The sequence below is a fragment of the Corynebacterium sp. A21 genome, from assembly GCF_052266655.1.
In the GTDB taxonomy this organism is placed as follows: Bacteria; Actinomycetota; Actinomycetes; order Mycobacteriales; family Mycobacteriaceae; genus Corynebacterium.
In genome coordinates, this window is sequence record NZ_JBQPQY010000006.1 from 118795 (window position 1) to 139291 (window position 20497).

The window sequence follows — 20497 nt, forward strand, 5'->3', positions numbered from 1 at the left end:
CGCTAATTGGTCACACATGCTCTTTAGGGTCCCTAGATGAATCTTCTCATCCTCTTATTAATAATTTGGAGTTCACGTGGCGCTCAAGGGCCTTAACCTTCTCAGCAACAAATTTGCCTCCTCCCGCACCAAGATGACCTGCACATACAAGTGCGGCAACGCCTGCTTCGGCGAGTGCGCAAACAAGTCCTCGAACCCCTACTTCGGCGATCTGATGTCCCGCCGCTCCGCGTTGAAGGCCGGCAGCCTGACTGTGCTGACCGTGGGTACCGGTTCCGTGCTGGCCGCCTGCTCCACCGACAGCTCCTCCACCGAGGCCTCCTCCGGCTCCAGCGCCAGCGCCTCTTCCGCCGCTGAGCAGGTTGCCGCCGATGGCCCGGCATATGAGGGCATGCAGTTCACCGTCGTCGAGCCCAACACCGAGGATGTCGTCACCATCCCCGAGGGCTACGAGCAGTCCGTACTGATCGCCTGGGGCGACCCCGTCATCGAGGGCGCACCGGAGTTCGACATCAACAACCAGACCCCGGCAGACGCTGAGCGCCAGTTCGGCTTCAACAACGACTTCGCCGGCTTCGTCGAGCACCCGGACGATGACAACCGCCTGGTTTACATCGCCTCCCACGAGTACTCCACCGAGCCCAACATGTTCCCGGGCTATGACGCCGAGAACCCCACCGAGGAGCAGTTCCTCATCGGCTTGGCAGCTCATGGCCTCACGGTTCTCGAGGTCTCCAAGGTCGAGGGCTCCGGCGAGCTCAAGCGCGAGTTCGGCCCGCTGAACCGCCGCATCACCGGTACCAGCCCCTTCAAGCTGGTCGGCCCGGCCGCCGGCTCTGAGTTCGTCAAGACCGAGCAGGATCCGAGCGGCGAGACCGTCCTGGGCACCCTGAACAACTGCGCCGGCGGCATCACCCCCTGGGGCACCGTTCTCTCGGGCGAAGAGAACTTCAACCAGTACTTCGGCAATGCCGACCTGCTTGAGGATGAGCAGGCCAAGGAGCGCCTCGCACGCCTGGGCATCTCCGGTGAAGCCTCCGACCGCAAGTGGGAGCGTTTCGACGACCGCTTCGATGTCTCCAAGACCCCGAACGAGCCCAACCGTTTCGGCTACATCGTCGAGATCGACCCACTGGACCCCACCTCCACCCCGGTCAAGCACACCGCTCTGGGCCGCTTCAAGCACGAGGCCGGCCAGGTCCACATCGCCGATGACGGCACCGTGGTCTGCTACTCCGGCGATGATGAGCGCTTCGACTACCTCTACAAGTTTGTCTCCACCCGCAAGATGGTCGAGGGCGATCTGGCCCACAACATGACCATCCTGGATGCCGGCACCCTCTACGTGGCCAAGTTCGAGGGCAACTCCACCGATCACGACTTCGACGGCTCCGGCGAGCTGCCCGAGGACGGCCAGTTCGACGGCTCCGGTGAGTGGCTGCAGCTGCTGACCGTCAACGAGGACGGCTCCGCCGAGTCCCACGTCGAAGGCTTCACCGCCGAAGAGGTCGCCGTGTTCACCCGTAGCGCTGCTGATGTCCTCGAGCCCACCAAGATGGACCGCCCCGAGGATGTCGAGGTCAACCCGGTCAACAAGAAGGTTTATGTTGCTCTGACCAACAACTCCTACCGCGGTGCCACCGGTGAGAACGCCGCCAAGTCCAAGGAGAGCCCCACCGAGTACGCCCCGATCTCCGAGAACAAGAACGGTCTCGTCATGGAGATCGAGGATGATCACGCCGGCACCACCTTCGACTGGAACATCCTGCTGGTCTGTGGCGATCCGAAGGCCGCCTACTCCTACTTCGGCGGCTTCGACAAGTCCAAGGTCTCCCCGATCTCCTGCCCGGACAACCTGGCGTTCGACACCTACGGCAACCTGTGGGTCTCCACCGACGGCAACGCCCTCGACTCCAACGACGGCCTCTACGCCGTCGCCGTCGACGGTGACCGCCGCGGTGAGGTCAAGTGCTTCCTGACCGTGCCGCAGACCGCCGAGACCTGTGGCCCCATCGTCATGGACGAGCGTGTCCTGGTCAACGTCCAGCACCCGGGCGAGAGCGACGACTCCTCCGTGGAGAACCCGGCCAGCCACTGGCCCGACGGCGGTGACTCCAACCCGCGCCCGGCAGTGGCCCAGATCTGGCCAACCGCCACCGATGTCATCGGTGTTGAGGTCTAACATCCCCCAGCCATAACCGGCTCCGGGCTTCACTGACGCCCGCTGCCCTCGCATACTGCTCGCCCCCATAAGATCCGGGACGGGCACGAGGGCAGCGGGCGTTGCTGCGCTTCCCCGCCCCTACGCTCCCCTACGCTCCCACGGCAGCGCGCCGTGGCGCGGACCTCGATGAGCGACACTGCTGCAGAGTTAATTTTTCATCTCACGCAGGCCACATTCCTCCTCTAACCCTTTCTTCTTGAAAACTAAGCTCCTAGGCTCAGGAACATGGCTGGGAAAGCAACGCTCTCGGATGGGCCCGACAGGATCGACCGTGCCCGCCGGAAACCAAAACTCCGCAAGGCCCGGGGTCGCCGGTGGTGGCCCACCCGCGCGCTGATCATCATTGCCTTCATGATCCCGCTCTACTCCAGCAGCGGCTATGCCCCCACCGAGACCACCCGAATCATCACCAGCACCCTGCGGGACCCGTTGATCAATCAGTGGGGACTTCTCCGCCCCATCACGACTGGACTCCTGGCGGCGATGGTACTGCTGGCCTTCTTCAGTGCCTTCACCGGGCGAAACCGTAGCAAACGGGAGGAGCAGAATGTCGCCCGCGTCATCCTGGTCGCCTACGCACTTTTCCTCCTGGCCACGGGCTTCCTGCAGAATATGTCCTTTGCCGGGGAAGGCGACTTCACCTGGGTGCTGGGCAACACCCTGGTTTCAGTGATTGTGGCGGTGGTGTTGCTGCCGGATATCGTCCACCGCTTCTCGACGGTCCGGCGGCAGGATTTCCGCCCCGGCATGAGCTGGACGCTGGCACTGGGCCTGCTGGCCTTCATTGCACCCTATTCCAGCAGCGAAGCCGGTGCCCTGCTCCCACCGGGCATGGGTGAGCAGCTGCTCATCGGCACCTCTGGCATCACCTACTGCTTCCTCACCCCGGTGTTCCTGGCAGTGTTGCTGTGTTTCCATCCGGGTATCCACTCCGGAACGCTTTCCGTGATCGGCTTCGCCGGCCTGGGCTTCGGGCTTTTCAATATGATGACCTGGTTCCTGATCCAACCGGATTCCTGGTGGATGGGTGTGCTGCACCTGCCGCTGTTGATCCTCTCGATCAGCGCGCTAGCGGTGGCACACCAGCGCCCCGCCAGGTCTCCGCAGAATCAGCAGCCGCGCTATCAGAAACCGAAGCCGAGAAAATCCCCGCGACCTCCCCGAGAACGCCACCGACCCTTGTGACCCAACTGAGACCTTCCCTAGACCGCCTATTCAGATAGCAAAACTACGCTCGGCACAAGAGCCGGGCCGGAAACCCGAACCGGACACCTCCTATCTAAGGACCCTGATGAGTAATTTTCTGGCCACCTATATTTCCCTCCCCGGCACCACCAAGGAAGCTTTTGAACTCTGGCATGACATTCTCGGCGGCGAGCTGAATGTACTGACCTATGGAGATACCCCGATGGAGGGCATGCCCTTCGAGCCGGACCCCAAGGCTGTCGCCCATGTGACGCTGCGTGCCCCGGGCGTGGAGCTCGCTGGCGGCGATCAGATGCCGGGTGATCCGGAGGACTACCCGATCAAGGGCAGCGCCTATTCCCTGCTCTACACCGTGGACTCCGAAGAGGCCGGTCGCGCGGTCATCGATAAGTTCCTCCAGGCCGGTGGCGAACTGAACATGCCCTTTGAGCAGGCTCCCTGGGGTTCCTGGTACGGCCAGGTCTTCGATAAGTTCGGCGTCATGTGGGCGATCTCCACTTCCCAGTAGCCCTTCAGTAGCCTCTCGGTAGCCTCCCAGCAGATTTTATTAACGCTGCAAGTATCCGGGCATAGGCTGGTCTTTGATATCCATCCCCGATCACCAGGAGATCAGCCATGCCCGCAAACATCGGCCTCACCCTCACCGAACTCCCCACCGACACCGGCACCGTCCTGGTGGCCGGCGACGGCGGGCTGATCGGTAGCTACGCCGCCCAGGCCTACCATGACCTCGGCTGGGAGGTCCACGGTGTGAGTCGCCGCCCGCTCAAGGACGCCCCCTGGGCCCACCACAGCGTCGACCTGCTCACTGCAGAATCCGCCACCGCGGGTCTGGCGGACCTGAACAATGTCACCCACCTCGTCTTTGCCGCCTACATTGAAAAACTCACCGATGCCGAGCTGATCGACGATAACGATGCGCTCCTGCGCAACACCCTCGACGCGCTGCAGGCCGCCGGTGCCCCACTCAAACACGTCACCTTTTACCAGGGTGGCAAAGCCTACGGACACCACCTCGGCTACTTCAATACTCCGGCCAAGGAGTCCGATCCCCGTCTCATCGCCCCGCACTTCTACTACACCCAGGAAGATCTGGCACGCACGCTCAGCGCCGAGCGCGGCTTCAGATTCACTGCACTGCGTCCAGAGGGAGTCACCGGTTATGCCACCGGTAATCCCATGAACCTGCTCCTGGTCATCGGAGTTTATGCCGCGATCTGCAAGGAGCTGGGCATTCCGATGCGCTTCCCCGGTACCCGCGTTGCTTATGAGGTGCTCTACCAGACCACCGATGCTGAGCTGCTGGCCCGGGCAACGGTCTGGGCAGGTGCCACCGAAAAGGCGGAGAACCAGATTTTCAATATCACCAATGGTGACCAGTTCCGCTGGTCCCAGCTCTGGCCCCGCTTCGCCGAGCACTTCGGTATGGCCTACGCCCCGCCGCAGCAGATGTCACTCACCGAGGCCATGCCCACCCAGGCGGCGATCTGGGAGCGGCTGGTTGAGGAATACGAGCTTATGAACACCGATTACACGAAGCTGGTGGCCTGGCCGGTCGGCGATTTCCTCTTCCACCACGAAGCCGACAACATCACCTCCACCATCAAGCTCCGCCAGGCCGGATTCGCTGATGCCCTGGACACCGAGACCCGCCTGCTGGATCTCTTCGATGACTTGATCGCCAAGCAGGTCCTGCCGCCAACCCTGGCGAGCTAGGTCCCGGCGCCATTGCTCCCCGACCCACTGATGTCGGGTCATGGAGAGACCCGCTCTTTTCGGAAGTCTCTCGCTCCTGGCGGTACCGAATGCTGCACAGTGGGTGACCCTCGCTGCGGCTCCATCATCAGCCACAGCCTGAGGGGGCAGCACTCCCTCGCGTTGAGTACGTGTTGTTCTTTGGAGAGCTCTTCATTGTCGGAGGTGTTTTGTAGCCATTTAGCAGGGATGAGGCAGCCAACTGCGATCAATGCCAGTAATTCCTCATCGGAATATGAAGTCACCGGGAGGGTGCCTCCGGGTCGAATCCCTATGTGTCAGGTTGGGCCCGCCTTTCCATGGAGCGGCCCCTTAATACCCATAGAAACTACGGGAAGACTAAGCCATGACCTCGCCCAACGACTATCCGCTATCAGCGGGGATACCGTCAAAGTAACGAGGGTAGACCCGAACTAAACTTGCGAACACCTTGGCTTATCACTAATGATGAACGTTCATCAATAATGAACAGCTGCTATGTTGGGTTCATGTCACTCGACGATCTTGACACATGGAACATGCATTTTCGGAACGCAGGACTTCCTCTCGAGTTCCACGGTGAGCTACGAAAGAACATTTCGCCCAGGGAACCGTTTGGTGATCTCGGGGTAGTAAAGCTCAGGGTGATACAAAATGATGTCAAGAAACCCCCAACGAAGTTTGTGCCGTCTTTGTCGGTCCGGGCCATATCCATCACCGATTCGAAAATACTCGCCCACCTTCCAGGGCAGTTCCGCGGGAACGAATTCGTGCTAGCTCCAGCCATCACGCCTCGATTAGCAGAACAGATGCGCAAACGCGGCATCATGTTCGCAGATAAGCGCGGTAACTGCTTCGTCTCGTGTCCGGGCGTGCTTATCGATACCCGTGGCAGAACCGAGAGCGCAACGTCAGTGCGTGGGAGAGGTAGTAAAGAATCACTACCCCGGCGGGGAGAGCGCCGCACTGCGTCCCTATTCACGCCTCGTCGAGCCCAAGTCTCTGCACTGCTGCTCTCCTATCCCTCGCTACTGCACGCCTCGATCCGCGAGGTGGCCCTGAGTGCTGACGTCTCGGTCGGGACGGCGAACCAGACTCTCGATCTGCTTAACGAGGCGGGTTATCTCCGCAAGACACTTGCCGGCTACCGCATTGACAACGTCGATACCCTTCTGGATGCGTGGGCGCACGCCTACCCGACCGGACTCGGAACCAACCGCCAGGTGTTTCGGGGAGCAGGAGACCTCGACCGGCTCACCGACGTTGAGCCGCTGGGATGGGTGAGCGGCGAGAGCGCCGTGCCAGATCTGGTGTACGGCGGACACACCGCCCACCTCTATGTAGCGGACGAACAGGCGAGCAAAAACATCATCCGCACAGCGCGTCTCCGGCGAGACGGCACAGCCGAGGTGGTGATCCGTTCGGCATTCTGGCACCCCACTAGCTATCAGCAACTCGAAAACAGACAACCGTCGCCACCTCACCAGGGTAAAGGACCGCTTGAAATGTGGCCACGTGCACCACTTGCGGTGATCTACGCTGACCTGATGTCCGTCGATGACCCGCGACTGTCGGAGGTCGCTCAACAAATCAAGAGCGAGATAAAGGAACGAATCGATGGTTGAGGATTCCGATGTCGCCTATGTCGTCGAGAAACTTAGCAAGTTTCTCGAACCCGATAAAATTATGCTCGTCGGGGCGCGATGCAGGGATGTTCACCAGCGGAAATATCGGGCTCGGCCTGCGGCCAGGACAACTGACGACATTGATTTTGCTCTCGCCATCGAGTCATGAGACGACTTCTTGGCGGTGAAGGACGCATTCCCCTCGCGGGCTAAGGAATGGCAGAGGATCGATGTCAATGGAGCGCCGATCGATCTGGTGCTATTCGGTGAGGTCGAGAATCCGCCAGGTGAGGTGTCCGGAGATGATAGCCATGTGCTCAACGTGGCCGGGTTTCGCGAAGTCTTCGGGAAAGCGGAAGACCTTCCGCTGACAGACGAGATCTCAGTGAAACTGCCGTCGGTACCCGGCTTCGCTGGCTTGAAGCTGCATGCTTGGTTTGACCGGTGGCCAGCGGGAAAGTATAAGGACGCCAGCGACCTAGCACTGATTCTGTCCTGGTACGAAGACGATAATGATAAGTTGTGGGATCGCTATCTGGCACTCGATAACGAGGAGGAATATCTCGGAGACACGGACGGGATGGCGGCGACTCTGTTGGGATTCGATATCGGTGATGTGCTCGGTATCCACGAGACCCCGGCCCTGCTCAAGCGTTTCGAGAGCGAACCCGACATCGGTCTGGACCGATTTGCCGAATGGCTCCTCGCACCACCAGAACACGAGCACCCATTGGACAGGCGGAGTCTCCAGGTGGAGGCACTGATGCACGGCCTTAAACTCTCGCCCCGCTAGGGCGCACGGGTGAGTGTTTGTGGAATCATGCAGCCTCCGACGCCTTCACAAGGACCCACAGATTGTGTGGACCTCCGGTGGAGCATCTGCCATAGGAAGCATGCGGGCGTCGGAGGTAGGGGATCTCCGGATTCTCCCCACCGGTGGCCTCCACAGCCATTCACCAGGGAGTCAGGGACGCCAAAAACGGGTCCACCGGATGGCGCAGGCCACCCACGCCCGGCGAAACCTGGGATGATGGGATCTGATACTCCCGATCCCGGAATAGAGGAATTCTCCATGAACCTTGAGAAATTGGACTGGCGCAACTGGAAACGGGTCCTGGTGGTGGTCGCCCACCCCGATGACGCCGAGTACGGTCTCTCGGCGGCGGTCCACCAGTGGACCCGCCACGGCATTCAGGTAGATTATCTGCTGCTCACCCACGGTGAGGCCGGTATGCAGCGCAGCCCCGAGGAAGCTGCGGCACTCCGCGCGGCGGAACAGCGCGCAGCCTGCGACGTCGTCGGGGTCAATGAACTGGTGATGCTCCGCTACCCGGATGGTCATCTCATGCCGTCGATTGAGTTGCGCCGCGATATCGCCCGCCAGATCCGCCGCCTCAAGCCGGACGTGGTCATCACCGGGAACTACGAGATGGAGGCCTACGGCACCCTCAACCAGTCGGATCACCGGGTTGCCGGGGTCGCCACGCTCGACGCCGCCCGCGATGCGGCGAATCGCTGGTCCCACCGGGACCTTCTCGACGTCGAAGGCCACGAGCCCCACACCGCCCAGCTCCTGCTGGTGACCACTCCGGGTAAACCCACTCATGTGGTCGAGATTGATCAGCCAGCTCTGGCGGCTGCGGTGGCTTCCTTGGAATGCCACGAGGCCTACCTCGCGGACCTGGTCGACTACCCGGCCCCGGCAGACTTCCTCCCCGAGATCCTGGGCATGGTGGCCGAGATTTCCGAGGCTGAACTCGGGGTGAGCTTCCGGGTCTTCGGGCTGGGTGGCCAGCCGGAGATTATCGCTTAGTCCTGCTCGCCCATGTTCCGGAAACCGATACCCACCGGCACACCCACATTGTCGATCAGCCGGACCCCGCCGATCTCGGCTGCGAGGAACAACCGGGCGTTGCCTTCGGCCGGGGCCGCGCCCAGATCCAGGCTGCGCAGTTCGAGATACTCCGGGGTGATTCCCGCGGCCGCCAGGACCTTGACGGAGACCTCGAGGACCTTTTCAGCACCCTCCTCAGCCGCGTAGGCACCGGCGGTCAAAGCCGCCGAAAGTGCCAGCGTCCCCTCGCGGGAATCCTCGGGAATCTGGGCATTGCGCAACGAAATCGCTAGCCCATCGGACATGCGGACGGTGGGCACACCGTGAATCTTGGTGCTGATATAGAGATCATTGAAGGCATGCTGGGTGGCGATGAGCAGCTCATAATCCTTCTCACCGAAAACCACATCGGTGGGCTGCACCAGATTGACCAGGGCGATCCGCTCGGTCAATTCCAGGGAAAGCTCCCCGGTCGGCTCCAGGTGATAGGAGGGGGGCCGCACCAACGTGCGCTGCCCATGCGGCCAGAGGATCTCCTCGTGGTAGCGGAAGACGGCATCCACCTGCGCCTCCTGCAGCGGGGCGATATCCACACCTTCCTCCACCGCCACCACCACGATGGCCGTGGGGATCCGCTGGGCGGCCTGGACCATCGCCAGATGGCCAGCGTGGATTCCGGCTCCCAGCGGCACCAACACCACGGGCCGGCCGATCTTGCGGAAAGCCCGTGAGAGCACGGCGATGCCGGTGGCCTCACGGAATTCAGTTGCTTCTCCGGGCTGAAAAGTCATCGTTTCTCCTCCTGAATTGCCCACAATTCTATGTCCTGCATCCCGCTGAGTTCCGCGGTACGCCGGGTCAGATCGCGGTAGGTACGCGAGCGCCCCGGATCATGGATCGCCGCCATCTCTCTTTCCACCGCAGCGACCCCCGGCTGTAACCTGCCCTGGCAAAGCTCACCGGTGATGGAGAGCGCCTTCTCCTCATTGCCCAGTGCCTCCGAAAGCAAGGTGAAGGCATCATTACGGATGGTTTCCAGGAAGCCAACATAGGACATCGCCGCGGCGAGTCGGGCACGTTGGGTTTCCGGGATCGACAGCGCCTGGCCGCCGAGTTCCCCCACCAGCAACTCCACCACGGTCTCCCCGAGTTCATCGGCCGAGCCCACCGCCCAGAGTTTGTCACTCAACGGGTGCGCTGCGAGTACCAGTGCGCCGGTGAACTCCAGCGGGTCCAGGATCTGCACGCCGTAGCCCAGGCTGGTATGGAGGTACATCTGGCCGCGACGGGCCTCTGCGGCCAACTCCGCAACCAGGTCCGGCAGGTCATCCTCAATCACCGAGATCACCACCAACTGGTAATCGCCGGCTTCATCAGCGGAATGCAGCCAGGAGACATCGTGTCCGACGGCGGAGAGCAACAGTCCGAGGTCGATCTCATCATGCTCATCCGCGAGGACCCCGACCTTTAATCGTGGTCCCCTCAATTCTCGTCATTTCTGATATTGGCCATCAGATCCGCGACGGAGAGCGAATCGGAGCGCTCATCACGGCGACGACGACCGCGCCGCTGCTCGGCATCCTGATCCTTGACAGGATCATCCTCGCCAGCCTTCTCGGCGGCCTTCTGCGCTGCTGTGTTCTGCGCGGCCTTCTCCGCGGCAGCGGACTCAGCTGCGGCATCTTTATCCGCGGCAATCTGCCCTGTGGCGGCGGAGTCCGCGGCGGCGCGCTTGGGCGTGGCGTCGGCAACGTGCTTGTCACCGACGGCATCCCACTTCACTGCGGTGAAGGTGCCACTGTTGAAGGTGCGGGTCTCAGAGGTTGAGGGAGTCTCGCCGACCTTCTTATCGGTCTCACGCTTGGGTTCGGTGTCGATCGGTTCCGGACTCTTGACCGCTGCCAGAATATCGTCCCTGGACGCGACCTTTCCACCGGTCTCCTGCGCTGCAGTGTTCTTCGCTGCGGCAGCCTTCTCCGCGATATCCTCCGGAGTCTCCACGACCTCGGTCTCAGCGGTGGTCGGTTCCGCGAGCGGAACCTCCCGACGCAACGGTTCCTTCGGGGTCTGGCCCAGCAGACCGGTGATTGCAGCGGAGGAGGGAGCCCCCTTGATGTGGGCACCCCGCGACTGGGCACCGGCACCCGTCTCGGATTCAAGTTCCATGATGCGGCGGGCCTGGGCGCGCAGGGCGGCCGGTTCATAGCCGAATTCATGACCGCTCAGGGCCTCCAGGTTGGCACGCAACTCGGCGAGTTCCTGCTGGATCTCCACCAGGGTCTCAGCCTCATCGGCTCGCTGCTTCTCCTGGTAATCCAAGGCGAACTTCGCCTCATGTGTCTGCTGCTCCGCCTCTTGCTTGGCGACCTCGGATTTGTGCAGCTCACGCTCGTGCTTGAGCTGGTCCTCGGTGCGCTGGGCCTCACGGCGATAACGGGTGACCAGGAAGAAGCCGATGACGGCGGCCCAGAGGGCCGCGATCAAGGCCAATTTGAGTGCGGTGTTGCTGTCGGTGATCAGCATGATCACGCTGGCAATCAGGGCCAATGCCACCAGGGCGATCAACAGCATCTGGCCGCGGTCGATTGCCACATTCGGCGACTCTTCAGACTTTTCGGCACTCATGTCCCCTAATCTACCCAACAGGTGCCCCATCTGTGGGAGGCGGGACGTGACAGGTCCGCTCCAGGTACAACCCGGCCACGGAAAGGGCGATTCCGCCGGTGGCTGAGGCGACCACCCCGGGCAGATCAGCCGCAGCTGCGGAGAGCGCCGCCGCCACCGGAATGATGTAGGTGGCCATCCCCACATACGCCCCTCCGATGATCGCCCCGGTCCAGGCGGAGGCTTTGCCGATGATGAGGAACTGCGCGGCGGTGACCGGATTAAGTTGGCTGTTATCCTGCCCGATGCGACCATCCGCCAGCCGGGACTTCACCTTCTGCGCCAGGAAGACACACACCGCCGCCATCACCCACAGTGTCAGGGAGACCGCCACCGGTACCTCCGCCATGCGTCCGTAGAACCCCCAGGTGAGGATGGCCGCGGCGAGGGTGACAAAGACACCGGTGCCCAGCAGCAGCGGAAGCGGAGTACGGCTCATCGGGGGAGGTTGAATTCCCCGAGGCGGCGCACGGTGGCCACATCCTCGGCCGGTAGTTCCCGGATCAGCTCAGCCACCGCCCGGCCATCGAGCCGGGCAGCGGGATCGGCGTCGAGCCAGGGCACCAGCACAAAGGCGCGCTGGGCGGCGAAGGGATGCGGCAGGGTGAGCACCGGGTCGTCGTCACGCATCTCCCGGTTGTTCCCATCCCATACCTGCACCAGATCGACGTCAAGGGTGCGTGGTCCCCATTTGCGGATCCGCCGACGCTCAGCGGCATCCTCGAGCGCCTGGCCACGGCGCAGCAGTTCCAGCGGGGTCTGCTCCACCTCGACGATGAGCACCGCGTTGAGGAACTCATCCTGGTCGGTGACGCCCCAGGGCGGGGTGGCATATACCCCGGATACCGCGAGGGTTTCGGTGGCGAACTCGCGCCGGACGGTGTCGAGCAGGGCCCGACGGTCATCCATATTCGAGCCGATGGAGAGTACCGCCTTCATCAGGCTTCCCCCCGCATTGATTTCCGGGAGCGACGGGCCACCACAGCAACATCCTGGAACTGCAGCGGGATCGGGGCCTGCGGTTTATGGATGGTCACCTCCACGGCATGGAGCTGGGCGAACTGGCTCATGGTCGCTTCGGCGATCTCGGTGGCCACGGTCTCAATGAGATCGCGGGGCTCCCCGGTGACAATGCCATGGGCCAGTTCCGCCAGCTCGGCGTAGTTGACCGTCAGGTTCAGATCATCATCGGCGGCGGCCGCGGCGAAATTCAGCCAGCAGGAGACATCGACGATAAAAGGTTGGCCCGCACGCTTTTCCTCCGGGAAAACCCCGTGGTAGCCATAACATTCCAGGCCGGTCAGCTGGATCCGGTCAGCCATGGGAACCTCCACTGCGTTCGCGGCCATAGCCGCCGGCGGAATTCCAGAGGGCGGCCACATCCACCGCATCGCGGGAGACCGCGACATCGTGGACGCGCACCCCCCAGGCACCCATCTGCGCGGAAATGGCGGTGACGGCGGCGGTCGCCGGATCAGCATCGGTGGGCAGCACCGCGGCGGCAACGTCCTCGGTGGCGGCGCGCTCGCGGCGCACCCCCGCGAGAAAACGCTTGCGGGAGGCACCGACCAGCATCGGGAAGGGGCCCTCGAGCAGCTGTGGCAAGGCATGCAGCAGGGCCCAGTTATCATCCCGGGACTTCGCGAAGCCCAACCCCGGGTCCAGCACAATATTGTCCGGGGAAACCCCCGCCCTGAGGGCGCGTTCCACCAGTTCATCCAGGGTCTGGCGAACATCGGCCACCACATCACCGGCATGATCGGCCCGGCCGGCCGCATCACCGAAGCGCACCGTCTTCCAGTGCATCAGGCAGACCGGAATATCTGAGTCAGCCATGACATGGAACATCTCCGGGTCAGCCAGACCACCGGAGACATCATTGATCATCGCGACACCGGCCTGCGCGGCGGCCGCGGCAACGGAGGCACGCATGGTGTCCACGCTGGTGCGGATACCTGCCTCCGCGAGAGCCCGGATCACCGGGGTGACTCGCTCGACTTCCACGGCAGCCTCGACCCGCGTGGCACCGGGGCGGGTGGATTCCCCGCCGACGTCGATGATGTCGGCACCGGCCTCGACCAGTTCCTGGGCATGCTCAACGGCGGCCTCAATGTTGAGGTAGCGGCCACCGTCAGAGAAGGAATCCTCGGTGACGTTGACGATGCCCATGACCAGACAGCGGTCCGGGACGGTGAGATCAGCGACCCGCACTATACGCCCCGAATCAGGGTCAGGACCTCCGCGCGGGAGGCGGCGTTGCTCTTGAAACCACCGCGCACCGCGGAAGTGGTGGTCATCGCGCCCGGCTTGCGGACGCCCCGCATTGCCATGCACAGGTGCTCACACTCGATGACCACAATCGCGGAGTGCGCCCCGAGTCGATCCATCAACGCATCGGCGACCTGGGAGGTCAGCCGCTCCTGTACCTGCGGACGCTTGGCGTACATGTCGGCCAGCCGGGCCAGCTTCGACAGACCGGTGACCCGGCCGTCGGCACCCGGGATATAGCCGATGTGGGCCTTGCCGTAAAAGGGCACCAGGTGGTGCTCACAGGTGGAGTAGATCGGGATATCACGCACCAGGACGAGTTCCTGGTGATCCTCACTGAAGGACTTGGCCAGCACCTCGGTCGGGTCCACCTGCAGGCCGGAGAAGATCTCCTGATAGGCCTTGGCCACCCGGGTCGGGGTTTCCAGCAGACCCTCACGCTCGGGGTCCTCCCCCACCGCGATGAGCAACTCACGGACCGCAGCTTCGGCCCGTTCAAAATCAAACTCAGCGCTCACGATTTTCCTCCGACTCATCTTTGTCCTTCGGATCCGGTCGTTCCCCGACCGGACCGGTCTTCTCTGCGGGATCCGCATCCATGCCATGGTCCGGACGCTCGTGCTCCGGGAGGCGGAAACCGATGAACTCGGTCTTCGCCTCGCTCGGCGAACTGTAGCCCGGATGGTTGCCCGCTGTCTTGCTTGCCGATGCTGCCTCAGTCTCATCCGAGGGTGTCGGGCCAGCCGGGCTCGGCTCAGCGCCGGTGCCGTAGGCCTTCATACCGGGATGCTCAGCGGTCCGCTGCTCCGGCTTGGCGGGTTCCGGTTTGACGGCGGCAGCCGGCTCGGGCTGGTTGGCGCCAAAGGCGAAACCACTGGCATAGGGGTTCGGGTGCTGCGGATCGTCGGTGGTGTTCTCCGCCAGCTCCGCCCCCGGCTGTGGCTCGCCCGGTGTGGCGGCACTTTGCTGGGGGTCCCCCTGGGAGGTGTCATTCCAACCAGGGACGATCCAGCCTGCCGGCGGCGGCGGGGTGGCGCCCCCGAACTTCGGACCGCTGAGCTCCGGGGCAGCGTGACGGCCACCAGTGGCAAGATCCTCGCGGGGTCCCTGCTGCGGGGCCACGGGTGAGAACTGCTCCTTACGGGCGGCCATCTCAGCCTGACGCTGGGCACGCACGGCCTTGGAGGCCTCGAGCAGGGAGAAGCGCTTCGGCGGTTCTTCACCGCGCTCGATGGCCAGCTCCACCGGGGTCTTCACCGGTTCGCGGTCCGGCATTGCCGGGAAGCGGCTGTTCTCATCCGGGAACACATCATCGGAGTCGTGGGGGACGATATCGGTGAAGAGGGCTTCCAGGTCCGGACGACGCAGGGTCTCCTTCTCCAGCAGCTTCTCCGCCAGCTTGTCTAGGTGATCACGGTAGGTGCGCAGCAGGGTGTAGGCCTTTTCGTGGGCCCGATCCAGCAGGTACATGACCTGATCATCTATCTTCGCGGCCACCGCCGGGGAGTAGTCGAGGGATCCGCCGCCACCCCGACCGGAGAAGGGATCACCTTGTTCCTCGCCGTATTTGACGGTGCCCAAGACGGGCGACATGCCGTATTCGGTGACCATGGCGCGGGCGATCTTGGTGGCCTGCTCGATATCGGAGGAGGCACCGGTGGTGGGCTCACCGAAGACGAGTTCCTCAGCGGCGCGGCCACCCATGGCGAAGACGAGGCGGGCGAAGAGCTCATCGCGGTTGTACATGCCCTTGTCATCTTCTTGCGAGGTCATGGCGTGACCGCCGGTGTTGCCTCGGGCCAGAATGGTGACCTTGTAGACGCGTTCGATATCCTTCATCGCCCAGGCTGCGAGGGTGTGTCCACCCTCGTGGTAGGCGGTGACCTTCTTCTCCTTCTCGGAGATGACCTTGGAGGAACGGCGCGGTCCGCCGACGACGCGGTCAGTGGCTTCCTCGAGGGCGTCGGCGGTGATCACATTGCCGCCGACCCGGGCAGTCAGCAGTGCGGCCTCATTGAGGACATTGGCCAGGTCGGCGCCGGACATACCGGCGGTGCGCTTGGCCAGAGCCTTGATATCGGCATCCGGGGCGAAGGGCTTGCCCTTGGCGTGGACCTCCAGGATTTTCTCACGGCCGGCCAGGTCCGGGTTGGTCACCGGGATCTGGCGGTCGAAGCGGCCCGGGCGCAGCAGCGCGGGGTCGAGGATATCGGGGCGGTTGGTGGCGGCCATGAGGATGACACCCTCGCGGTCGCCGAAGCCGTCCATCTCCACCAGCAGCTGGTTCAGGGTCTGCTCACGCTCATCGTGACCGCCGCCCATGCCGGAGCCACGCTGGCGTCCGACGGCATCGATCTCATCGACGAAGATGATGCAGGGGCTGTTTTCCTTGGCCTGCTTGAACAGGTCACGCACGCGGGAGGCACCGACGCCGACGAACATCTCCACGAAGTCGGAGCCGGAGATCGAGTAGAAGGGCACCCCGGCCTCACCTGCGACGGCACGCGCCAACAGGGTCTTACCGGTGCCGGGCGGGCCATAGAGCAGCACGCCGCGCGGGATCTTCGCACCGAGTTCCTGGTAGCGGGTCGGGTCCTCCAGGAAGTCCTTGATCTCCTGGAGTTCATCAACGGCTTCCTCTGCACCGGCGACATCGGCGAAGGTGTTGGTCGGCATGTCCTTGGTCAGCTGTTTAGCCTTGCTGCCACCCATGCCGAACATGCCGCCGCCGGACTGCATCCGGGTGAGGAAGAAGAAGAGCAGACCGAAGAGGATCAACATCGGCAGCAGGAAGGTCAGCATCGAGCCGATGAGACTGTCCTGGGTGACGTTGGTCTCGTACTTGTCGGCGTCGCTGGCCTGGACGGCGTCGAAGATCTGCGGCGCGGTGCGTGCCGGGTACTGCGAGATCATCTCCTCGACGCCTTCACGCTCATCGACGGTGACAGGTTCGCGCAGGGTCAGCCGCAGCTGCTGCTCACGGTCGTCGATCTGGGCTTCGGCGACGTTATTGCTCTCCAGCTGGCTCAATGCCACCGAGGTGTCCACCCGCTGGAAACTGCGGGTGTCATCGGTGAGGAAGGTGAAGAGGAAAAGGATGATGAGCAGGACGGCTGCGATGCCGCCGTACTTCAGGAGATTCTTGTTTTTCATGGAGGTAGCCGGGATAGGTTCGCTCGGCCTGACCCTTTCTGTGACGGAGACGACGCTGGGGAGGTGGCTGGAAAGCGGGCCCACCTCACCCGTCCGGGCGGCTCAAGGATGAGCACGGATCCCGTCGGACGGTGGTGCCGGTCATAAACAACGCTCAAGAACAATGCGGTACAGGCAGAAAACGACTGACCGGGCCAATTCGTTCCCGAGTCGGGCTAATTACCGGAGTAGACGTTGGGGTGGAGGGTACCCACATAGGGCAGATCGCGGTAGCGCTCGGAGTAGTCGAGACCATAGCCGATGACAAATTCATTGGGGATATCGAAGCCGACATCGAAAAGATCGACCTTGGCGGTCTGGACCTCGGGCTTGCGCAGCAGGGTGACCACCTCCAGGGACTTCGGGTGACGGTTGCGCAGGTTCTTCAGCAGCCAGGACAGGGTCAGGCCGGAGTCGATGATGTCCTCGACGATGACCACGTTGCGGTTTTCGATATCGCGGTCCAGGTCCTTGAGGATACGCACCACCCCGGAGGAGCTGGTGGAGTTACCGTAGGAGGAGACCGCCATGAACTCAACCTGGCTCGGGATGGACAACTCACGGGCGAAGTCGGTGAGGAAGAAGACCGCTCCCTTGAGTACACAGATCAGCAGCAGATCATCTTCACCGTCGGCGTAGCGCTCGGAGACCTTGTCCGCCATTTCCTTGATGCGCTGCTTCAGGTCGGCCTCGCTGATGAGGATCGCCTCCACATCGCTGCCATACTTGTTGTCCGGGACATCGAAGTTTTTCTGATCGTGCATCAGGGTTCCCTCTCACTGTGGTGGCATTAAAGAACAAAGCTCAATGCGCCCATACTACTTACCGCCCCGACATGGTTTGAAGTCAGCACGATCACTCCCGCCCGATTGACAGCCGATGCCCAATTCGGCTCACCACCAACCGCCCGGCTGCGCTCCCCCCGACCGCCACCGGCCCCTGCCCGTGCCAGTCCACCAGCAGGGCCTCCACACCTGCCAGGGTCGCGGCGTTCACCGCCCCACCGTGAGCGTGCAGGAAAGCCGCGATGCGGCGGCGTCGCAAAGCTGTGGGCTCGGCGGCGCACTCCACTCCCAGCTCAGAATGCTTATCGACGATCGCGTCCAGCGCCGCCGCGTCCTCTGCGGCGACCTGCGCCGCCCGGGCCAGCGCCCCGGAGACATCGTGCCCGAATACCTCGTTGAGCAAGGGGATCACCTGGTTCCGCACGGCGACCCGGGAAAATACCTCCTCCTCGTTCTGCGGATCCTGCCAGGGCTCCAGCCCCAGCTCGGCACAGGCAGCGACCGTGGTCGCCCGAGGCTGCGGCAGCAACGGGCGGTGGATTTGTCCGTTGACCGGCAGCATTCCGGCGGCGGTACCCCGGGTCGCCCGCAGCAGCAGGGTTTCCGCCTGATCGCTCAGGGTGTGCCCGACCCAGATCGGACGCTGCCCGGCAACCTCATGCAGTGCCGCATAACGCGCCCGGCGCGCCGCGGCTTCCATGGAACCACGCCGGTCCACCTCCACCGCCACCACCTCGGCGCTGGCCCCCAGGTAACGGGCCTGTGCGGCGGCCTGCTCCGCGACCTCCCCCGAACCAGCCTGAAGCTGGTGGTCGATGCAGACCGCATGAACGCCGACCCCTTCCGCCAGGGCAGTCGCCGTCAATGCCAGGGAGTCCGCTCCCCCGGACAGGCCAACCACGACCTGATCAGCCGGATGATGCTTCAGGTGGTGGCGTACCGACCGGCGAAGGGCGAGGAAATTACCGGGATTCCGGGGTAGTTCCAGCTCCCCGATGAAGCGCGGCATCAGCTTGCCCGGATGGCGGAGGTGAAGGTATCCAGTGCCTGACGCTGCCCCAGAATCGGAGCATCATTGCTGAGCAGCGCGAAGGTGTACACCCGGCCGCTTTCTGCGGTGACGAAGCCCGCCAGCGCGGAAGTATCAGTCAGGGTGCCGGTCTTCGCGCGTACCCAACCGCGCCCGGCGAGATCGGTGTAGCGGTCGATCAGAGTGCCATTGCCGGCGGCGACCGGCAGGGTGCGCAGCACCTCCGCCAAGGGTGAGCCCTGCGCAGCGTCGAGAAGCACGGCATCGAGCAGCGCCGGGGTGATGCGGTTCGCCGGTGAGAGACCACTGTTGTCATTGATGGTGGAGTTCCCGGTGCTGAAACCATGTTCCTGGAGCGCGGCCAGGGTCGCTCGGGTGGCACCACCGAAATCAGGGCTTTCGCCACGGGCGAGGGCAACCTCACGGCCGATCGCCTCAGCCATGACATTGTCCGAGTGGACCATCATGTCATTCACGCGGTCAATCAGGGGGGGAGATTCCGTGCTGGCCAACACCCGTGCGGCTTCAGGCGCGGTGCCGAAGTCCACAGTGCCCGCCCCCAGCTGCTGCGCCAGCGCGTTCGCGACGTCGAGTGCCGGGGTGTGGGAACGCGCCACATCACCTTCGGTGGCCCCGATACGGCCCTGGTAGATCATCGCGGGTTCCATCGGCGCGACATAACCGCCATCGATGTTGTCATCATCCCAGCTGTCCAGATAGGTCGGCCCGGTCCAGACCGACGTATCGATGAGCACAGTGTCTGCCTGCCCGACCTGCTCAGCGAGGTCGGCGATCCGCCCCGGGGTCAGCCACACATCACCGACGGCCTTGATCACCACGGTGCCCGGAACCTCACCCGCAACTACCTCGGTGCTCAAAGTTTTCGCCGGATCCAGCGCATAGATCGCCGCTGATGAGGTCAACAGCTTCGTCGAGGAAGCCGGGCGCAATGCCTGATCCGGATCCTGCTCCCACACCGTCTCCCCGGTGGCCGCATCACTGACCCGGCCACCGAAAGTCCCCAATGAGGGGGTATCCGCCAGCTCCGTCAACTGTGCGGCGAGCGCGCCATTATCGATCTCACCCGCTGACTGCGCCGGTACCAGATCGGGCCCCGGCGCCGCCTCCAGGGAGTAGGCCGGGGCATGTTCAAGCTCCGAATAACGCTCATGGGAAATAACCCCGACCGTGGCAACCCCTGCCACTGCCAGGCCGGCGATTACCGCCGAGCTGATCCACCACAACTTCTTAGCCATCGGTAACAGCGTAGCGCTTGAACCTGACAGCTAAGATGGGGCCTGCCAAATCCGCCATGAGGAGAATCGGAGCATTATGAGCATTGAAGTGACCGTCGAGATCCCGAAGGGTTCCCGCAACAAGTACGAAATCGACCACGAGACCGGCAAGGTCTACCTCGATCGTTACCTGTTCACCCCGATGGCGTACCCGCTTGACTACGGCTACATCGACCACACCCTCGGCGAAGACGGCGATCCGCTGGACGCCCTGGTTATCCTGCCGGAGTCTGTCTTCCCGGCAGTTGTGGTCAAGTCCCGCATCATCGGCGTCTTCAAGATGACCGATGAAGCCGGCGGCGATGACAAGCTGCTCGCCGTCCTCGATGACCCGCGCTACAACCACCTCCAGGACATCTCGGATGTCTCCGACTTCCTCAAGGACGAGATCGAGCACTTCTTCGTCCACTACAAGGACCTGGAGAAGGGCAAGCACGTCGAGGCTGCTGGCTGGGGCGACAAAGCCGAGGCCGAGAAGATCCACGCTGAATCTATCGAGCGTTACGGCAAGTAATTTTTTGCCCTCCGCTGGTTGAGTTTGCTGAGACTTCCTGCGAGCCGGTACCCCGCTGATGAGAGCTGGGGTGCCGGTTTTCTTATTGTTCGCCGGGGGATGAAGGGTAGGTCTCGAGAATCACGC

Annotated in this window: 21 protein-coding genes; 9 read left to right on the forward strand and 12 right to left on the reverse strand. The window is 63.1% G+C overall.

Annotated features, from left to right (window positions below; translation table 11 throughout):
* Nucleotides 1-76 precede the first annotated feature (76 nt).
* From ACTU46_RS10770 to ACTU46_RS10805, 8 genes are all read left to right on the forward strand, one after another.
* Entirely contained in the window at nt 77-2182 is a 2106-nt protein-coding gene (locus ACTU46_RS10770; protein WP_443381668.1) for a PhoX family protein, read from the forward strand.
* A gap of 267 nt (nt 2183-2449) precedes the next feature.
* Nucleotides 2450-3409 (forward strand): hypothetical protein, encoded by a 960-nt coding sequence (locus ACTU46_RS10775; RefSeq protein ID WP_443381669.1) that lies wholly within the window; start codon nt 2450-2452, stop codon nt 3407-3409.
* A 106-nt stretch (nt 3410-3515) separates the two neighbouring features.
* Entirely contained in the window at nt 3516-3938 is a 423-nt protein-coding gene (locus ACTU46_RS10780; protein WP_443381670.1) for a VOC family protein, read from the forward strand.
* A gap of 107 nt (nt 3939-4045) precedes the next feature.
* Nucleotides 4046-5146, forward strand: coding sequence for an SDR family oxidoreductase (locus tag ACTU46_RS10785; protein ID WP_443381671.1), 1101 nt, complete (start codon nt 4046-4048; stop codon nt 5144-5146).
* A 527-nt stretch (nt 5147-5673) separates the two neighbouring features.
* Nucleotides 5674-6789, forward strand: a complete 1116-nt coding sequence (locus ACTU46_RS10790) for a type IV toxin-antitoxin system AbiEi family antitoxin (protein WP_443381672.1) — start codon at nt 5674-5676, stop codon at nt 6787-6789.
* Nucleotides 6782-6958: a hypothetical protein gene (locus ACTU46_RS10795; RefSeq protein ID WP_443381673.1), complete on the forward strand. Its 177-nt coding sequence runs from the start codon at nt 6782-6784 to the stop codon at nt 6956-6958. The genes ACTU46_RS10790 and ACTU46_RS10795 overlap by 8 nt, the downstream gene beginning before the upstream one ends.
* A gap of 15 nt (nt 6959-6973) precedes the next feature.
* Nucleotides 6974-7582 carry a hypothetical protein gene (locus ACTU46_RS10800; protein ID WP_443381674.1) on the forward strand — a complete coding sequence of 203 codons (609 nt, stop codon included), beginning with the start codon at nt 6974-6976 and terminating at the stop codon, nt 7580-7582.
* Nucleotides 7583-7861: 279 nt separating this feature from the next.
* On the forward strand, nt 7862-8602 hold the full coding sequence (locus ACTU46_RS10805; protein WP_443381675.1) for a PIG-L deacetylase family protein: 741 nt from the start codon (nt 7862-7864) through the stop codon (nt 8600-8602).
* Here ACTU46_RS10805 and ACTU46_RS10810 read toward each other — a convergent pair.
* The 12 genes from ACTU46_RS10810 to dacB form a co-directional block, all read right to left on the reverse strand.
* The gene (locus ACTU46_RS10810) at nt 8599-9414 is read right to left on the reverse strand and encodes a pantoate--beta-alanine ligase (RefSeq protein WP_443381676.1); all 816 of its coding nucleotides are present in this window, start codon (nt 9412-9414) and stop codon (nt 8599-8601) included. The genes ACTU46_RS10805 and ACTU46_RS10810 overlap by 4 nt on opposite strands.
* Nucleotides 9411-10109 (reverse strand): 6PGD fold domain-containing protein, encoded by a 699-nt coding sequence (locus ACTU46_RS10815; protein ID WP_443381677.1) that lies wholly within the window; start codon nt 10107-10109, stop codon nt 9411-9413. The genes ACTU46_RS10810 and ACTU46_RS10815 overlap by 4 nt, the downstream gene beginning before the upstream one ends.
* Nucleotides 10106-11248: a DUF6779 domain-containing protein gene (locus ACTU46_RS10820; protein ID WP_443381678.1), complete on the reverse strand. Its 1143-nt coding sequence runs from the start codon at nt 11246-11248 to the stop codon at nt 10106-10108. The genes ACTU46_RS10815 and ACTU46_RS10820 overlap by 4 nt, the downstream gene beginning before the upstream one ends.
* Before the next feature lie 10 nt (nt 11249-11258).
* Nucleotides 11259-11726 carry a DUF3180 domain-containing protein gene (locus tag ACTU46_RS10825; protein WP_443381679.1) on the reverse strand — a complete coding sequence of 156 codons (468 nt, stop codon included), beginning with the start codon at nt 11724-11726 and terminating at the stop codon, nt 11259-11261.
* Nucleotides 11723-12226, reverse strand: a complete 504-nt coding sequence (folK, locus tag ACTU46_RS10830) for a 2-amino-4-hydroxy-6-hydroxymethyldihydropteridine diphosphokinase (protein ID WP_443381680.1) — start codon at nt 12224-12226, stop codon at nt 11723-11725. The genes ACTU46_RS10825 and folK overlap by 4 nt, the downstream gene beginning before the upstream one ends.
* Complete coding sequence (gene folB, locus ACTU46_RS10835; protein ID WP_443381681.1) at nt 12226-12609, reverse strand: dihydroneopterin aldolase; 384 nt, start codon at nt 12607-12609, stop codon at nt 12226-12228. The genes folK and folB overlap by 1 nt, the downstream gene beginning before the upstream one ends.
* Nucleotides 12602-13498, reverse strand: coding sequence for a dihydropteroate synthase (gene folP / locus ACTU46_RS10840; protein WP_443381682.1), 897 nt, complete (start codon nt 13496-13498; stop codon nt 12602-12604). The genes folB and folP overlap by 8 nt, the downstream gene beginning before the upstream one ends.
* Complete coding sequence (gene folE / locus ACTU46_RS10845; RefSeq protein WP_443381683.1) at nt 13498-14073, reverse strand: GTP cyclohydrolase I FolE; 576 nt, start codon at nt 14071-14073, stop codon at nt 13498-13500. Before folE ends, folP begins: the two co-directional genes overlap by 1 nt.
* Nucleotides 14063-16708 carry an ATP-dependent zinc metalloprotease FtsH gene (gene ftsH / locus ACTU46_RS10850; RefSeq protein WP_443381684.1) on the reverse strand — a complete coding sequence of 882 codons (2646 nt, stop codon included), beginning with the start codon at nt 16706-16708 and terminating at the stop codon, nt 14063-14065. The genes folE and ftsH overlap by 11 nt, the downstream gene beginning before the upstream one ends.
* 215 nt (nt 16709-16923) lie before the next feature.
* Entirely contained in the window at nt 16924-17511 is a 588-nt protein-coding gene (hpt, locus tag ACTU46_RS10855) for a hypoxanthine phosphoribosyltransferase (RefSeq protein WP_443381685.1), read from the reverse strand.
* 91 nt (nt 17512-17602) lie between these two features.
* Nucleotides 17603-18541: a tRNA lysidine(34) synthetase TilS gene (gene tilS / locus ACTU46_RS10860; protein ID WP_443381686.1), complete on the reverse strand. Its 939-nt coding sequence runs from the start codon at nt 18539-18541 to the stop codon at nt 17603-17605.
* Nucleotides 18541-19818, reverse strand: coding sequence for a D-alanyl-D-alanine carboxypeptidase/D-alanyl-D-alanine endopeptidase (dacB, locus tag ACTU46_RS10865; protein ID WP_443381687.1), 1278 nt, complete (start codon nt 19816-19818; stop codon nt 18541-18543). The genes tilS and dacB overlap by 1 nt, the downstream gene beginning before the upstream one ends.
* A 76-nt stretch (nt 19819-19894) precedes the next feature.
* Between dacB and ACTU46_RS10870 the strand changes: the two genes are divergently transcribed.
* Nucleotides 19895-20371 carry an inorganic diphosphatase gene (locus tag ACTU46_RS10870; RefSeq protein WP_443381688.1) on the forward strand — a complete coding sequence of 159 codons (477 nt, stop codon included), beginning with the start codon at nt 19895-19897 and terminating at the stop codon, nt 20369-20371.
* Nucleotides 20372-20497 lie beyond the last annotated feature (126 nt).

Excerpts from the sequence above, each read along its gene's own strand:
- folB (WP_443381681.1), bottom strand. The coding sequence starts at position 12,609 with ATGGCTGACCGGATCCAGCTGACCGGCCTGGAATGTTATGGCTACCAC.
- dacB (WP_443381687.1), bottom strand. The coding sequence starts at position 19,818 with ATGGCTAAGAAGTTGTGGTGGATCAGCTCGGCGGTAATCGCCGGCCTG.
- ACTU46_RS10810 (WP_443381676.1), bottom strand. The coding sequence starts at position 9,414 with ATGACTTTTCAGCCCGGAGAAGCAACTGAATTCCGTGAGGCCACCGGC.
- ftsH (WP_443381684.1), bottom strand. The coding sequence starts at position 16,708 with ATGAAAAACAAGAATCTCCTGAAGTACGGCGGCATCGCAGCCGTCCTG.
- ACTU46_RS10785 (WP_443381671.1), top strand. The coding sequence starts at position 4,046 with ATGCCCGCAAACATCGGCCTCACCCTCACCGAACTCCCCACCGACACC.
- ACTU46_RS10790 (WP_443381672.1), top strand. The coding sequence starts at position 5,674 with ATGTCACTCGACGATCTTGACACATGGAACATGCATTTTCGGAACGCA.
- folK (WP_443381680.1), bottom strand. The coding sequence starts at position 12,226 with ATGAAGGCGGTACTCTCCATCGGCTCGAATATGGATGACCGTCGGGCC.
- ACTU46_RS10775 (WP_443381669.1), top strand. The coding sequence starts at position 2,450 with ATGGCTGGGAAAGCAACGCTCTCGGATGGGCCCGACAGGATCGACCGT.
- ACTU46_RS10820 (WP_443381678.1), bottom strand. The coding sequence starts at position 11,248 with ATGAGTGCCGAAAAGTCTGAAGAGTCGCCGAATGTGGCAATCGACCGC.
- ACTU46_RS10780 (WP_443381670.1), top strand. The coding sequence starts at position 3,516 with ATGAGTAATTTTCTGGCCACCTATATTTCCCTCCCCGGCACCACCAAG.
- ACTU46_RS10825 (WP_443381679.1), bottom strand. The coding sequence starts at position 11,726 with ATGAGCCGTACTCCGCTTCCGCTGCTGCTGGGCACCGGTGTCTTTGTC.
- ACTU46_RS10805 (WP_443381675.1), top strand. The coding sequence starts at position 7,862 with ATGAACCTTGAGAAATTGGACTGGCGCAACTGGAAACGGGTCCTGGTG.
- ACTU46_RS10795 (WP_443381673.1), top strand. The coding sequence starts at position 6,782 with ATGGTTGAGGATTCCGATGTCGCCTATGTCGTCGAGAAACTTAGCAAG.
- ACTU46_RS10870 (WP_443381688.1), top strand. The coding sequence starts at position 19,895 with ATGAGCATTGAAGTGACCGTCGAGATCCCGAAGGGTTCCCGCAACAAG.
- hpt (WP_443381685.1), bottom strand. The coding sequence starts at position 17,511 with ATGCACGATCAGAAAAACTTCGATGTCCCGGACAACAAGTATGGCAGC.
- tilS (WP_443381686.1), bottom strand. The coding sequence starts at position 18,541 with ATGCCGCGCTTCATCGGGGAGCTGGAACTACCCCGGAATCCCGGTAAT.